This is a genomic window from Sphingomonas sp. Y38-1Y (assembly GCF_032391395.1).
Lineage (GTDB): Bacteria > Pseudomonadota > Alphaproteobacteria > Sphingomonadales > Sphingomonadaceae > Sphingomonas.
Genome location: NZ_CP135916.1, coordinates 1997512 through 2011850 on the forward strand (window position 1 = coordinate 1997512; position 14339 = coordinate 2011850).

The following is a 14339-nucleotide window of genomic DNA, read 5'->3' on the forward strand; positions in this document are numbered from 1 at the left end:
GACGCGTCGGGGTGCGACGCACGAGACGGTGCGCGCATCCCGGGAGCGACTTTCATGGCGAAGAATCCGAACGAGGCGATGGACCAGGCGGCGGGTGCCGCCCGCGAGGGCATGAACGCGGCGCAGGATGGTGCGCGGGAAGCCACCGATCAATTCCAGGCCGCGGGCGAGCGGATGCGCGCGGCGGGCGAGACGATGACCGACACCGGCTCGCAGCTCGGCCTCAAGATGCTCGACCAGGCCGAAACCAACACGCGCGAGGCGTTCCAGGCGATGCGGTCGGCCGCGCAGGCGAGCGACCTGACCGAGGTGATGCGCATTCAGTCCGACTTCCTGCGCGAGCAGGGCAGCCGCTCGGTCGCCCAGGCACGCGAGATCGGCGAGATCATCGCCGAGTTCGGCCGCAATGCGATGGGCCAGATGACGGGTCGCCGATGAGCGGAGCGGCGATGGCGCGGCGGCTGTTCGTCGCCGCGCTGATGCTCATCCTGACGGCAACGCCCGCGCTCGCGCAGCGCGGGCCGCTCGTGCTGGCGGCGGCGAGCATGCAGGAAGCGATGGAGGCGGCAGCGACCGCCTACGCGCGCGGCGGGCGGGCAAAGCCGGTCCTGTCGTTCGCGGCATCGTCGGCGCTCGCGCGGCAGATCGCGGCAGGCGCGCCCGCCGACCTGTTCGTGTCAGCCGACGAGCCCTGGATGGACGATGTCGAACGCCGCGGGCTGATCGCGGCGGGCACGCGCGCCAATGTGGCGGGCAATCGGCTCGTCCTGATCGCGCCGGCGACCAGCCGGGTTCGGTTGGCGCTGCGGCCCGGCGTCGATCTGTCACGCGCGCTCGGCGGCGGGCGAATGGCGATGGCCGACCCCGATGCGGTGCCGGCGGGCAAATATGGCCGCGCGGCGCTGGAGCGGCTGGGTGCATGGCGGGGCGTCGAATCGCGTGTCGCTCGCGCGGAGAATGTGCGGGCGGCACTTGCACTGGTCGAACGCGGCGCGGCGCCGCTCGGCATCGTCTATGCGACCGATGCGAGCGCGTCCAAAGGCGTACGCGTCGTCGGCGTCTTTCCGGCGACCAGCCACCCGCCGATCCGATACCCCGTGGCGCGGTTGAAGCGGTCGCGCGATCCGGGGGCGGAGGCATTCCGCCGCTTCCTGGTCGGACGGCAGGGGCAGGCGATCCTCCGCCGCTTCGGGTTCACGGCGCCATAAAGCCCCATATCAAGCCGCTTAGCGGCGAAAGTTCAGGTCTTTTCTGAGGTAAAGGACCGTGCGCCATCCGCTCCGAGGCGTCGTCCAGACGCGGCGATAGTCGCGGCGCATTGCCTGCTTCACCGCTGCCAGGCTTTGCGGATTCCAGATCGTCAGCGCGCGGGTCGAAGTGACGATCACCGGCGGTCGATGCGCGAGGATACGGCCGACCTCGGCGCCTTCGTCGATCCCGGTCGCCCCCTGTTCGGTGTTGTAGGCGAGCAGGTTGGGAAAGGCGTAGGCGGTCGGCAGGCAGGTGCCCGACAGGTGATAGGTGATCGTGTCGCCGATGAAGACGTAGGGACACTCGCCGCGTGCGTTGAGGCGGACGAGGCGTGCGGTCTCCCTCGCGCCGGGCGCGTCGTCGGCGATGAATGCGCGCTCGGCGAGGAACAGGAGCAGGCCCAGGCCCATCGCGCCGACCGCAGCCCGCGGACGCCGCCCAAACGTCGGTGCCGAGAGCAGCGCGAGCGGCGCGACGAGCGGCAGCGCATAATGGTCGAAGAAGGTGCCGATCGCCGCGAAGCCGAGGATCGCCGCGATCATCCAGCCATAAGCAAGCGCAAGCGGCCCCGGCGTCGGCCGCGCCCTCAACCGCCAGCCGAGCAGCGCGCAGGCGATCAGCGGCGACAGCTGCGCGACGATGCCTAGGAGCCGCATCGCGAGCTCCTCGATCGGGTAGGGCGGGCGCAGAAAGATCGAGCTGAAATTGGCGAACCAGAAGGCGTCGAGCGCCGACCGCCCCAGCGCCGCATACCAGCCGAGCGCCACCAGCGTCGGCGCAAGCCCCGCCATCGCTAAGACCAGCGAGGCCACCGCGACCGTGCCGGGCCGGGCGCCCGCGCGACGCAGCCACCAGAGCGTGGCGAGACCGATGAACGCGCCCTCGACCGCGGCAGTGTACTTCACCTGGATGGCGAGGCCCGCCAGGAAACAGGCGGCGGCGCCCGCCAGGACGATCGCGCGTTCGCGGCGCGCGGCGGCAAGAGCGGGCAGACCGAGTACGATCAGCACCGCGCCCGCGACCAGCAGATTGTAGAAGACCGGCGCCTGACCGCCGCGCCCGCCGAGCATCGGCAGCCACAAGAGGTACGCGACGCCGCCAAGCAACGCCCCGCTCTGCCGCGCGCCGATCGCGAGCGCCGCGCGGTGGACGACGAACGCGGTGCCGATCGCCGCCGCGGTCGCCATCAACTGATAGGCAAGGATGCCGTCTCCAGGGAACGCAGCGGCGATCGCGTAGATCAGGAACAGCCCGATCGGCTTGCGGTCCCAGATGTCGACGAACGGCAGCGCGCCGTCCCACATCCGGCCACCGACCAGCAGATAGAATTGCTCGTCGACATGGATGCCGGGGTTGCCGAAGTCCCAGACGCGCAGCGCGAGCGCGGCGGCGACGAGGATCAGCGGCGCGGCGAGCCGCGTCCAGGCAGCCGGCGCGCTCACGCTCAGTAGAATTGCTTGAGCGTCAGCCGACGTTCGGTGCCGTCGCACATGCCGAAACCGACAACGCGCCCGGGGGCGCCGGCCGACCAGCCGGTGTCGACGCTACCCCCCGATGGCGGCGGCACCGCGGTACCGTCGACGGTGCAGATCTGGTCGCGCACCTTCCACCCCGCAGTCGCCGCCGGGCTGCCGCGCATGACGTGGAGAACGCTGAGCCGCCCGCTGTCATAGCCGACGAGCAGTCCGCTGGTCGACTTGAGCGGCGCCTGCGCGGAGCCCGGGGTGGGCGCGAAGACGATGTGACCGGCGCGAGCGTCCATCAGCACGCGATAACGCTGGAACAGTCCGTTGCCGAGCCGGCCGGCGGTGCCCGTCTGGTCCGAAAACCCGCCGCTCGGCTCGATCCGTGTCTCGACCGGAACGGGGCCCAGCGTGCCGAACCGGACGGCGGGGAGAACCGCCATCTCGGTCTCGATCGCGCCGCCCAGGCCAAAGGCGACCGCGCTGGTGATCGCGCGAGGCTTGGTGCGAAGCGCGGTCCATCCCGTGCGGGACAGGGTGAGCGCGGCGCCGTCGCCGGTGTCGACGATCAGCGGTCGCACCTGTCGCCCCCCGATCAGCGCGCTGGTCGAGAAGACGCCGCTGCGCGGCAGCCGGGTGAGCGGCGCGCGTGCGCCGGTGAACGGCATCCGCCCGCTCGGCAACAGGCGGAAACGGCGCGCGGCATAGTCGATGTCGAGCGCGCAGCAGGCGAGGAGATCGCTGCCGATCAGCATGTCGACGGGCTCGGTCCCGCCAGTGGCGACCGCCGAGAGGTCAACGACGGCGAAACGCGCTTTCGCCTGAGTGAGGCCGCCGATCGCGACGCGGTCGACGCGTGCCCAGCCGAGCGGGACCGCCCCGCCGATCGCATCGGCGCGCTCGCCGCGCGAAGTCTCGGTGCGCAGGCCCGCGCGGGTGGCGAACAGGCGAGAGGCGACGCTGGTGCTGACGCCGGTGTCGAGGATGGCGCTGGCGCGCTGGCCCGCCACCTCCATCTGGAACCGGACCTGATTGCCGGGTGTCAGGTCGAAGTCGATCCAGCGCGCCTCTGCATCGCGCGCGAGCACGGGAGAAGCCTCCTCGGGCATTGCCGGAACGGCGGAAGTGGATAGGGCCGCAGCCGCCAAAAGGATCGGGTTCCAACGCACGGTCGCACGCCTAGCGCGCTTCATCGCAGCTTGCGAGAGGCGCGAGCCTCAGCTTGCCGCGATTAGATCTGTGATGCGCTGGAGCAACGCTGCCGCGCGCACGTCGGTAGCGTCGTCGTATCGGACGATCGGGATTGCGAAGGCGAACGCGCCGATCGTCTCACCGTCGACGGTCGCGGGCCGGGCGATGCCGCGGATGCCGGGGGTGTGCTCCTCCCGCGTGTGCGCGAACCCGGTCGAGCGGATCGCGTAGATCTCGGCGCGGAGGCCGGCTTCGGAGCAGATGGTGGTGGGAGTGAAGCGGACGCGCTCGGTCTCGGCGAAATAGCGCTCGAGTTCCTCGTCCTCCAGCGACGCCATCAGCGCCTTGCCGGCGGCAAAGCCGTGGAGGGGGACGCGGCGGCCGGTCTGGACGGCGTAGCGGAGCGCGTGGTCGCTGCTCTCGGTCACCAGCGCCTCGCACTCCCAGCCGCGTCGGACGAAGAAGGACGCGGTTTCGTTGAGCTGGACGCGAAGCGCGCGGACCAGCGGCGCGGCGCGCTCGGCGAGCGAGAAGGCGGGGGCGCGGGCGTGCAGCCGCTCGAGCCGGGGGCCGGCCGAGTAGCGGCGGCCGTCACGCGCGAGATAGCCACGCTCGACCAGCGTCGTCAGGAGATAGGAAAGGCTGGAGACAGGGATCAGCAGCGCCCCGGCAATCTCCTGCGCCACCAGCGGCCGGCCATGGGCGACGACATATTCGAGGATGTCGAGCGTGCGCATTGCCGACTTGACGGTGGCGGGGGCGGGGGGCGAGTCGGGCATCGAACCGTTATACCGCGCGTCAGTCGGGCGCGAAGGTGAGCGACCCGCGCCGCTCGGCAAAGCGCCAACCCTCGGGCGTGCGGACGAAGCGGTCGTCGAAATTGCCGACGAGCGGCGCGCCATAGCCCGTGAACAGCAGCATCACGCTCGACCCTGCGGCGTGGTTCGCGTTCTCCACGTCGATGACGATGTTCGAGCAGACATGCCGCGTCGTGCGCGGGGGGCGTGCGGTAAAGGCGGCGAGGATGGCGTCGCGCCCGACGATCGGCGCATCGGGCGCGGTCGGCCGGGCCATCACGCCATCCTCGGCATAGAGCGCGGCGACTTCCAGCCACCGCGCCTCATCGTTCAGCTTGGCATAGAGGCTGACCAGCCGCGTACAGTCCAATTCGATCGCGCGGCGTTCATCGTCGGTCAGCCCCATGCCCCGTCTCCCTTAGAAGTTGTAGCCGAGCGCGATGCCATAGGTGCGCGGCGGCAGATAGGTGACGCCGATCAGCCGCCCCGTCGCCAGCGCGAAGGTGGACGACGGACGGAAGGTGTCGAACGCGTTCTTGACGAACAGGTCGACCTTCAGCTTGCGATCCATCGTCAGGTAGCTGAGCGAGCCGTCCACCATCGTGAATGCGCGCGAGCTTTCGATATCGCGCTCGAACTCGCTGAAATAGATGCGGCTTTTGTACGAAACGTCCGCGGCGGCGGTCAGCTTGCCGTTCAGATACTCCTCGCCGCCCGGCACGTCCCATTCGCCATGGACGTTCCAGGCCCATTCGGGCGTGTTGCGCGTGCGATTGCCGGCAAGCTGGATGTTGCCGCTGCCCGGCGCGCCGAACGCGATCGGATTGGGATTGGTAACGGCGTTGTAGGCCGGCGCCCCCGGGGTCGCGACGTTCGCCGGGTTGAGCGGATCGAGCGTCAAGTAATCCTCGAACTTGGCATCGGTGTAGGAGACGGCGCCCGAGAAGCGCAGGTTCGGGGTGGGACGGATGAACGCCTCGGCCTCGATGCCCTTCGCCTCGGTGCTCGCCGCATTCTCGAAGATCGTCGTGTAACCCGTTGGTCCGCCAGCGATCGTCTTGTTGAGCTGAAGGCCGTCGAGCGTGTAGGTATAGGCCGCGAGGTTGAGCGTATAGCCGGGTGCCAGCGTCGCCTTGATCCCCGCCTCGTGGTTCTGAATCGTCTCGGGATCGACGATCGTGCGCGAGCCCGACGCGTTCTCGCCCGAACCCGCCTTGAAGCCCTCCGAATAGGTGTAATAGGCGAGCAGGTCGGGGTTGATCTTCCACTCGAGCCCGAGCTCAGGCGTGAAGTCGCGGAAGGTGCGCTGACGCCGCGTCTGGTCGGCGGTGTAGCGGAGCACCGGGCCCAGGCCGTTGCGGGTGATGACGATCGACGGGTTCTCCGACGACGCCGTCTCCGCGCTGTAGCGGCCGCCGATCTTGAGCGCCAAGCCGTCGAGCCCGTCGCCGAACAGCCCGCCCAGCGCGATGTTGGCCTGACCGAACACGGCAAAGGCGCGGGTGCCGAGGTTCGACCGGGTGCAGACCCGCTTCGGCGCGATCAGCCCGCCGTTGGCGAGCGTGCCGGGGCCATAGCCGCAAAGCCCGAACGCCTCGTCGAGGCTGATGCCCGCCGCCTGGAGCACGGCGATGTTGCTGAGCTGTCCGTTGCGGGGCGCCAGGCCGACGTTGTCGATCGGCCGCTGCCGCTCATGAAAATAGAAGGCGCCGAGAACGAGGCTGCCGAGATCGCCGGTATAGTTGAGCTGAAGCTCGTTGCTGAACTGCTTCGAATCGATCCGGCGTTCCTGGTTGGTCGTCGCCTGGCCGTTGGTGGCCAGGCTGTTGATGACCGCCGACAGGTCGAGATCCTGGAACAGCGAGCTCCTGAACCGGCGATAATTGGTGATGTTGGTGATGCCGATCTCGTCGGTCAGGTCCCAGCGGAACGTGCCGGTGACCGCCCACGTCTCGGTATCGGTGCCGACCTGGCTCTCGCTCGCAAGATCGCGGGGGCGGACCGCATAGCCGCCGACGCCGAGCGGCGCGAGGCGGGCGACGCCGGGGAACGAGGCGCGAAGATAGTGGATCGCGCCCGACGAATCGTCCTGGCGGAAATACTCGCCCGACAGCAGGAAGCTTGCCTGGCTGCCCAAGTCGAAGTCGAACTGCGCGCGCGCCATGCGACGCTTGAGGTCGTCGACATCCCGGCCGGTGACCGGGTTCTCGCCGAAGCCGTCGCGGTTCTCGGTGCGGACGGCGACGCGGGCGCGCAGCCAGTCGGTGATCGGTCCGCTGACCGCGGTCTCGGCAAAGATCTGGTTGTAGTTGCCGTAGGTGAGCCGCGCATAGCCCGAGAAGGTCGAGGTCGGCTTGGCGGTGATGAGGTTGACCGAGCCGCCGACCGCGTTGCGGCCGTACAGCGTGCCCTGCGGCCCGCGCAGCACCTCGACGCGCTCCAGGTCGAACAGCGAGGTGAGCTGTGCCTCGGCACGCGCGATATAGACGCCGTCGACGTGGAGCGCGACGCCGGTCGAGCTGCCCGTGGTCGAGGTGTTGGCGCCGACGCCGCGGATGAAGATCTTGGCCTGGTTGAAGTCGCTGCCGAAATTCACCGACGGGACGATCGTCTGCAGATCCTGGAGGCTCGCGACCTGGGCGGTGGCGAGGCGGTCGGCGCCGACCGCGGTGACCGCGGCGCTGACGTCCTGAAGGCTCTGCTCGCGCTTCTGCGCGGTGACGATGATGTCGCCGGGATCGGCCTGTGCGGCGGGATCGGCGACGGGCGTCTGCTGCGCGGGATCGCCGGTGCCATCGCCGGTGGGCGAGGTCTGGGCATAGGCGCTGGTCGACGCGAGCAGCGCGACGAGCGCGGTGGTGAGTAGCTTCATGATTTCCCCTCTGTTTGCGCGGCCTCTTGTTGGACCGCGTCGGTTTGGCAAGTGACGATTATTTCCAGGAGGCGCGGACCGCGGGCGGCGAACAGCGCGCGGATGGCGTCGTCGAGGTGGCCCGGATCGGCGACCCGCGTCGCGGGCATGCCCTGCGCCTCGGCCAGCTTGACGAAGTCGATGCCGGGTAGCTTCGACCCCACCACCTCGATCCCGAACAGCGCGCCGAACTGGTCGAGCGCGGCGTAGCCGCCGTTGTTGACGATGACGAAGGCGATGTCGGCGCCGGCCTGCGCCGCGGACCACAGCCCCTGGATCGCGTACATCGCCGACCCGTCGCCGAGCAGGCAAAGGATGGGCACGTCGGGTCGTGCAAGCGCCACCCCGACCGCGGCGGGAAGGCCGTGGCCCAGGCCGCCGCTGGCGCAGGTGTGGAACTCGTCCTCCGCGCGGATGGGAAAGAAGTCGTGCAGCGGCCCGCGCGTGCTCGGCGCCTCCTCGACGATGGCGAGGCGATCGGGGCGAAGCGCAGCGAGGCGGCTCATCAGCAGCGCGTCGGTCAGCGTGTCAGGGGACGGCGATGGCGCTGTCGCTGACGTCATGACGCTTGCCGGACGAGGGCGAAGCCGCTGGGTCAGGGCGGGCAGAGCGAGGCAGAGATCGCCGACGATGCCGAGCCCGGCGGGCAGCCGCGCGGCCTGATCGGGATCGTTGCCGATCTGGATGAGCTGCGCGCCTTCGGGCACGAACGGCCCAGCGCCCTCGACATGCTGGACGAAAACCGGGGCGCCGAGCACGAGCACCGCGTCATGGCCGGCGAGCGCCGCGACGATCGCCTCGCGCGAGGCGGGGAGGAAGCCGCGGAAGCGCGCGTGGTCCTCGGGGAACGGGTTGCGCGCCGCCATCGGGGCGATCCACACGCCGGCGTCGACCCGGTCGGCGAGCGTCAGCAGCGCCGAGCGGGCATCGTCATGCGCGACGCCGGCGCCAGCAACGATCGCGATCCGGTCGGCGCGGTCGAGCAGCGTGGCGGCAGTTTCGAGCGCGTCGGGATCGGGGGCGACGCGGTTGCTGGTGCGCGCGATCGCGATCGGCCGGCAGGGACGCTCCCAATCGTCGATCGGGATCGAGACGAAGGTGGGGCCACGCGGCGCCTGCATCGCGACGTTCCAGGCGCGCAGGATCGCGGCGGGCACGTCCTCCGCCCGCGCCGGCTCGCACGCCCATTTGACGAACGGGCGGGGCAGTTCGGTCGCGCGCTCGGCATAGAGGAAGGGGTCGTTTGGCAGGATCGATCGCGCCTGCTGGCCGGCGGTCACGACCAGCGGCGTCTGGTTGCGATAGGCGGTGAAGAGGTTGCCCATCGCGTGGCCGACCCCGGCCGAGCTGTGCAGGTTGACGAGCGCCGCGCGCCGCGTCGCCTGCGCAAAGCCGTCGGCCATGGCGAGGACGATCGATTCCTGGAGGCCGAGTTCGTAGCGGAAGTCGGCGGGTAGATCGCGGAACATGGGCAGCTCGGTCGAGCCAGGATTGCCGAAGATCGTCGTGAGGCCGAGTTCACGGAGCAGCGCCGTCACGGCATTGCGGACCGTCGGCCCGGCGGCATCGGCCAAGCGCGCGACGTGCAGTCCGGCAGCAGTCATGCCTGCTCGATTCGACGTGCGCCCTGACGCATCATCCACTCCCCGATAATCTTCTTGTATGCGAATGTTTCGCTATTCTGAACGCATGATTGCGCGAGCAATGTGGGCTTGGCAAGCATTCGCTGCCGCTTGTCGGGCGAAAGCAGGTACCCGTCGCCAAAATGTCTCAGCGCCATCGGCGGCGTGATTGACACTGCTGCACTGCCGCGACACCGTTTGCGCGTCGCTGCCGGTTTGACCGGCGAAACCGCGCGGGAGAGTGCGGGCCGTAAGGCTCGCCACCGAAGGAGCAACCGCCCCGGAATCTCTCAGGTGCCAAGGACCGCGCGGGTCGTGCGATGCTCTGGAAAGCGGCGGCGGGTTCGTGCCCGGCGCCCACCGAAGGGGTAACTCCGGCCACGCTCGGAGGAAAGCTCTCAGGTTCCCGTGACAGAGGGGGCGATGCCGCGTTCGACCGTTGGGTGGACCTGCATCGTTGCCAACCCGTCGCTTGCGGAGCCGCCTGTTGACCGAAACGCTTGCCGAAGACGAGCTCGAGCCCATCGAGACGCTGTCGCTCCCGCTCGATGCCTGGCATCGGGCCAACGGTGCGCGGATGGTCGAGTTCGCCGGCTATCACATGCCGATCCAGTACGAAGGCATCATGGCCGAGCACCTGTGGGTGCGCGAGGCTGCGGGGCTGTTCGACGTCAGCCATATGGGCCAGCTGCGCATCGCAGGGCCGAACGTCGTCGAGGCGCTGGAAGCACTCCTGCCGGCCGACGTCGCGGGGCTGGGCGAAGGGCGGCAGCGTTACTCGCTGCTGCTCGCCGACGATGGCGGCATCCTGGACGACCTGATGCTCGCGCGCCTGCCCGCCGGCGATCCGCTGGGGGAGGGTGAGGGCGCCTTCTACATGGTCGTCAACGGCGCGACCAAGTGGGACGACATGGCCCATCTGCGCGAGCGGCTGGACGACGCGATCACGCTAAACCTGCTCGACGAGCGCGCGCTGCTGGCGTTGCAGGGACCGAAGGCGGTCGAGGTGCTGGACCGGCTGGTGCCCGGCGTCGCCGCGCTCGGCTTCATGCAAGCGGGTGCGTTCGACTGGAACGGCGCCGCGCTCTGGATCAGCCGCTCCGGCTATACCGGCGAGGACGGTTTCGAGATTTCGGTGCCTGAGGATGCCGTCGAGGCGCTGGCCGACGCACTGGTCGCCGAGCCCGAGGTCAAGCCGATCGGCCTGGGCGCGCGCGATTCGCTGCGGCTCGAGGCCGGGCTGCCGCTCTATGGCCATGACCTGACGCCCGAGACGACGCCGGTTGAGGCCGATCTCGGCTTCGCGCTGTCGAAGCGGCGGCGCGATGCCGGCGGCTTTCCGGGCGCCGAGCGTGTACTTGGCGAACATGCCGGTGGCAGCGCGATGAAGCGCGTCGGCGTGATCGTCGAGGGGCGCCAGCCGGTGCGCGAGGGCGCGCTCGTCGTCGATGGCGAGGGCGCGCCGATCGGCCGCGTCACCTCCGGCGGATTCGCGCCGAGCGTCGGCCAGCCGATCGCGATCGCCTTCGTCCCCGCCGCGCTCGCCGTGCCGGGCACCGACCTTACCCTTCTTCAGCGGGGCAAGCCGCACGCCGCACGCGTCGTGCCGATGCCCTTCGTCCCCCACCGCTATGTCCGCAAGGGAGCGCCCAAGTGACGCGATATTTCACCGACGAGCATGAATGGATCGAGGTCGAGGGCGATACCGCGACCGTGGGCATCACCGACTATGCACAGGCGCAGCTCGGCGACATCGTCTTCGTCGAAGTGCCCGAGCAGGGCCGCGACGTCGCCAAGGGCGGCGAGGCGGCGGTGGTCGAGAGCGTCAAGGCCGCAAGCGACGTCTATGCCCCCGTCACCGGCACGGTGGTCGAGGGCAATGCCGCGCTGACCGACGATCCGTCGCTGGTGAACAGCGATCCGGAAGGCGCTGGCTGGTTCTTCAAGCTGACGCTGGGCGACCGCGGCGAGCTCGACGGGCTGATGGATGAAGCGGCGTACAAGGCATTCGTCGCAACGCTTTGAAGCCAAATAGCCTCTCCCCTTCAGGGGAGGGGTTGGGGTGGGGCGTAGCCGCGGGCGCTGGTCTCGGTGAGACGCTCCCCACCCCCTGCCCCTCCCCTGAAGGGGAGGGGGGAGGACATTGAATGCGCTACCTACCTCTCACCGACGCCGATCGCACCGACATGCTCCGCGTAATCGGCGCGCCTTCGATCGATACGTTGTTCGCCGACGTGCCCGAAGCTGCGCGGCTCGACGGTCCGATCGAAGGCCTGCCGCTCCATGCCAGCGAGCTTTCGGTCGAGCGGCACATGGCCGCGCTCGCGCGCCAGAACCTCGTCGCCGGCGAGGTGCCGTTCTTCCTCGGCTGCGGCGCGTATCGGCACCATGTGCCCGCCAGCGTCGATCACCTGATCCAGCGCGGTGAGTTCCTGACCGCCTACACGCCCTATCAGCCCGAGATCGCGCAGGGCACGCTGCAGATGCTGTTCGAGTTCCAGACGCAGGTCGCGCGCCTGCTCGGGACCGACGTCGCCAATGCATCGATGTACGACGGCTCGACCGCGTGCTGGGAAGCGATCGTGATGGCGCGGCGGGTGACGCGGCGGGCCAAGGCGATCCTGTCGAACGGGCTGCACCCGCATTACGTCTCGGTCGCGACGACGATGGCGAAGTTCACCGGCGACGACGTGCATGCGTCGCTGCCCGAGTTGGCGCCCGAAGGCGACATCGACGCGCTGATCGCCGCGATCGACGACGAAACCTCCTGCGTCGTCGTCCAGTATCCCGACATCCTCGGCCGCATCGCCGACCTGTCGGCGCTTGCCGCCGCATGCCAGGCCAAGAAGGCGCTGCTCGTCGCGGTCGTGACCGAGCCGGTGGCGCTGGGCGTGATCCGGTCGCCGGGCGAGATGGGCGCCGACATCGTCGTTGGCGAGGGGCAGTCGTTAGGCGTCGGGCTCCAGTTCGGCGGACCTTATGTCGGCCTGTTCGGCTGCAAGGAGAAATATGTCCGCCAGATGCCGGGCCGGCTGTGCGGCGAGACCGTCGATGCGCAGGGCAAGCGCGGCTTCGTGCTAACGCTCTCCACGCGCGAGCAGCATATCCGGCGTGAGAAGGCGACGTCGAATATCTGCACCAATTCAGGGCTTTGTGCGCTGGCCTTCTCGATCCACATGACCTTGCTGGGCGAGGCGGGGCTGCGCGGGCTGGCGGAGGCCAACCACCTTGCCGCGAGCGCTGCGACCGACCGGCTGGCGCAGGTGCCGGGGGTCGAGCTGGTGACGCCGACCTTCTTCAACGAGTTCACGCTCAAGCTGTCGAAGGAGGCGCGACCGATCGTCCGCGAACTCGCCGATCGCCGCATCCTGGCGGGTGTGTCGCTCGGCCGGCTCTATCCGGGCGTGCAGGCGCTGGAGCGCGGCCTGGTCGTGGCGGTGACCGAGACGGCGACCGGGGACGATGTCGAACAGCTTGCCGCTGCGCTCGAGGAGGTGCTGGCATGAACGCGATCAACCAGAGCGGGTGGAAGCCCGAGATGAACGCGGTGGACGGCGATGCGCCCGTCACGACGACGGGCAACCGCGCGCTGATGCTGGAAGAGCCGCTGATCTTCCAGATCGGGACGAGCGAGACCACGGGCGTCGACCTGCCGGAAGTGCCGAAGGGGGCCAGCCGGCTTGGGTCGCTCGCGCGCGCCAAGCCGATTGGGCTGCCGGGCCTGTCGGAGCCGGAGACGGTACGGCACTATACGCGCCTCAGTCGCCAGAATTACGCGATCGACCTGGGGCTGTTCCCGCTCGGTTCCTGCACGATGAAGCACAATCCGCGGCTCAACGAGCGCGTGGCGCGGATGCCGGGCTTTGCCGACATCCATCCGCTCCAGCCCGTCGACACGGTGCAGGGCGCGCTCGGCGTCATCAACGAACTCGCCTTCTGGCTGATCGACCTGACCGGCATGCATGGCGTCGCGATGAGCCCCAAGGCGGGCGCGCATGGCGAACTGTGCGGCATCCTGTGCATCAAGGCGGCGCTGGAGGCACGCGGGGAGGGGCATCGCAAGATCATCCTCGTCCCCGAAAGCGCGCACGGGACCAACCCCGCAACCGCGGCGTTCGCCGGCTTCACGGTCGAGAATATCCCCGCGACCGACGAGGGGCGCGTCGATACCGAGGCGCTGAAGAGCCGGCTGGGCCCCGACGTCGCGGGCGTGATGATCACCAATCCGAACACCTGCGGCCTGTTCGAACGCGATCTGAAGATCATCTCGGATGCCGTTCATGAAGCTGGCGGTTATGTCTATTGCGACGGCGCCAACTTCAACGCGATCGTCGGGCGGGTGCGACCGGGCGACCTGGGCGTCGATGCCATGCACATCAACCTCCACAAGACCTTCTCGACCCCCCATGGCGGCGGCGGGCCGGGGTCGGGGCCGGTGGTGCTGTCGGAGGCGCTGTCGCCCTATGGCCCGCTGCCGTTCACCGAGCGCTATGGCGATGGCCATATCACCTTGGTCGAGGAGGAGACGGTCGGGGATCGCCACCCCGACAGCTTCGGCCGGATGACCGCATTTCATGGCCAGATGGGCATGTTCACGCGGGCGCTGACCTATATCCTCAGCCACGGCGCCGACGGCCTGCGCCAGGTGTCGGGCGATGCGGTGCTCAACGCCAATTACGTGCTGCGCAGGCTGGAGGGCGCGCTCGCCGCGCCTTTCGCCAAGAGCGGGCCGTGCATGCACGAGGCGCTTTTCAGCGACGACGGCTTCCCGGCGGGCTTCTCGACGCTCGACGTTGCCAAGGGACTGATCGACGAGGGCTTCCACCCGATGACGGTCTATTTCCCGCTGGTCGTTCACGGCGCGATGCTGGTGGAGCCGACCGAAACCGAGTCGAAGGCGGCGCTCGACCAGTTCATCGATGCGTTGGGAAGCGTGGCGGAGCGGGCGAAGGCGGGCGATGCCTCGCTCAAGGCCGCGCCGCATTATGCGCCGCGACGCCGGCTCGACGAGACGCTGGCTGCGCGCAAGCCGGTGCTGGTGTGGAAGGAAGCGCCGCTGGTGCAAGCGGCGGAGTAAGGGCGAGGGGGTGGCCGAAATGGCCGC

At 69.3% G+C, this 14339-nt stretch carries 12 protein-coding genes and 1 riboswitch; of the genes, 6 read left to right on the forward strand and 6 right to left on the reverse strand.

Annotated features, from left to right (window positions below):
- Nucleotides 1-54 precede the first annotated feature (54 nt).
- Nucleotides 55-438 carry a phasin family protein gene (locus RS883_RS09585; RefSeq protein WP_315759981.1) on the forward strand — a complete coding sequence of 128 codons (384 nt, stop codon included), beginning with the start codon at nucleotides 55-57 and terminating at the stop codon, nucleotides 436-438.
- Entirely contained in the window at nucleotides 435-1208 is a 774-nt protein-coding gene (gene modA, locus RS883_RS09590) for a molybdate ABC transporter substrate-binding protein (protein WP_315759982.1), read from the forward strand. The genes RS883_RS09585 and modA overlap by 4 nt, the downstream gene beginning before the upstream one ends.
- Before the next feature lie 18 nt (nucleotides 1209-1226).
- Here the strand turns inward: modA and RS883_RS09595 are convergent, their stop codons facing one another.
- From RS883_RS09595 to mdlC, 6 genes are all read right to left on the reverse strand, one after another.
- Entirely contained in the window at nucleotides 1227-2693 is a 1467-nt protein-coding gene (locus RS883_RS09595; protein WP_315759983.1) for a hypothetical protein, read from the reverse strand.
- A gap of 2 nt (nucleotides 2694-2695) precedes the next feature.
- Entirely contained in the window at nucleotides 2696-3802 is a 1107-nt protein-coding gene (locus tag RS883_RS09600) for a retropepsin-like aspartic protease (protein ID WP_315759984.1), read from the reverse strand.
- 129 nt (nucleotides 3803-3931) lie between these two features.
- Nucleotides 3932-4684, reverse strand: coding sequence for an IclR family transcriptional regulator (locus RS883_RS09605; RefSeq protein WP_315759985.1), 753 nt, complete (start codon nucleotides 4682-4684; stop codon nucleotides 3932-3934).
- 19 nt (nucleotides 4685-4703) lie between these two features.
- Nucleotides 4704-5108, reverse strand: coding sequence for a nuclear transport factor 2 family protein (locus RS883_RS09610; protein WP_315759986.1), 405 nt, complete (start codon nucleotides 5106-5108; stop codon nucleotides 4704-4706).
- Nucleotides 5109-5120: 12 nt separating this feature from the next.
- Complete coding sequence (locus RS883_RS09615; protein WP_315759987.1) at nucleotides 5121-7574, reverse strand: TonB-dependent receptor; 2454 nt, start codon at nucleotides 7572-7574, stop codon at nucleotides 5121-5123.
- Nucleotides 7571-9217, reverse strand: coding sequence for a benzoylformate decarboxylase (mdlC, locus tag RS883_RS09620; RefSeq protein ID WP_315759988.1), 1647 nt, complete (start codon nucleotides 9215-9217; stop codon nucleotides 7571-7573). The genes RS883_RS09615 and mdlC overlap by 4 nt, the downstream gene beginning before the upstream one ends.
- A gap of 242 nt (nucleotides 9218-9459) precedes the next feature.
- Nucleotides 9460-9552: riboswitch (glycine riboswitch) on the forward strand.
- 170 nt (nucleotides 9553-9722) lie between these two features.
- On the opposite strand from mdlC, the gene gcvT reads away from it, so the two are divergent.
- The 4 genes from gcvT to gcvPB all read left to right on the forward strand — a co-directional run bounded on the left by gcvT (nucleotide 9723) and on the right by gcvPB (nucleotide 14312).
- The gene (gene gcvT / locus RS883_RS09625) at nucleotides 9723-10892 is read left to right on the forward strand and encodes a glycine cleavage system aminomethyltransferase GcvT (protein WP_315759989.1); all 1170 of its coding nucleotides are present in this window, start codon (nucleotides 9723-9725) and stop codon (nucleotides 10890-10892) included.
- Nucleotides 10889-11260 (forward strand): glycine cleavage system protein GcvH, encoded by a 372-nt coding sequence (gene gcvH / locus RS883_RS09630; RefSeq protein WP_315759990.1) that lies wholly within the window; start codon nucleotides 10889-10891, stop codon nucleotides 11258-11260. The genes gcvT and gcvH overlap by 4 nt, the downstream gene beginning before the upstream one ends.
- A 122-nt stretch (nucleotides 11261-11382) precedes the next feature.
- Nucleotides 11383-12741, forward strand: a complete 1359-nt coding sequence (gcvPA, locus tag RS883_RS09635; RefSeq protein WP_315759991.1) for an aminomethyl-transferring glycine dehydrogenase subunit GcvPA — start codon at nucleotides 11383-11385, stop codon at nucleotides 12739-12741.
- Nucleotides 12738-14312, forward strand: coding sequence for an aminomethyl-transferring glycine dehydrogenase subunit GcvPB (gene gcvPB / locus RS883_RS09640; RefSeq protein WP_315759992.1), 1575 nt, complete (start codon nucleotides 12738-12740; stop codon nucleotides 14310-14312). The genes gcvPA and gcvPB overlap by 4 nt, the downstream gene beginning before the upstream one ends.
- The last annotated feature ends 27 nt before the right edge of the window (nucleotides 14313-14339 follow it).

Coding starts and splice junctions, on each gene's coding strand:
- gcvPB (WP_315759992.1), top strand. CDS start 12,738: ATGAACGCGATCAACCAGAGCGGGTGGAAGCCCGAGATGAACGCGGTG.
- RS883_RS09605 (WP_315759985.1), bottom strand. CDS start 4,684: ATGCCCGACTCGCCCCCCGCCCCCGCCACCGTCAAGTCGGCAATGCGC.
- RS883_RS09615 (WP_315759987.1), bottom strand. CDS start 7,574: ATGAAGCTACTCACCACCGCGCTCGTCGCGCTGCTCGCGTCGACCAGC.
- modA (WP_315759982.1), top strand. CDS start 435: ATGAGCGGAGCGGCGATGGCGCGGCGGCTGTTCGTCGCCGCGCTGATG.
- gcvPA (WP_315759991.1), top strand. CDS start 11,383: ATGCGCTACCTACCTCTCACCGACGCCGATCGCACCGACATGCTCCGC.
- RS883_RS09610 (WP_315759986.1), bottom strand. CDS start 5,108: ATGGGGCTGACCGACGATGAACGCCGCGCGATCGAATTGGACTGTACG.
- mdlC (WP_315759988.1), bottom strand. CDS start 9,217: ATGACTGCTGCCGGACTGCACGTCGCGCGCTTGGCCGATGCCGCCGGG.
- RS883_RS09585 (WP_315759981.1), top strand. CDS start 55: ATGGCGAAGAATCCGAACGAGGCGATGGACCAGGCGGCGGGTGCCGCC.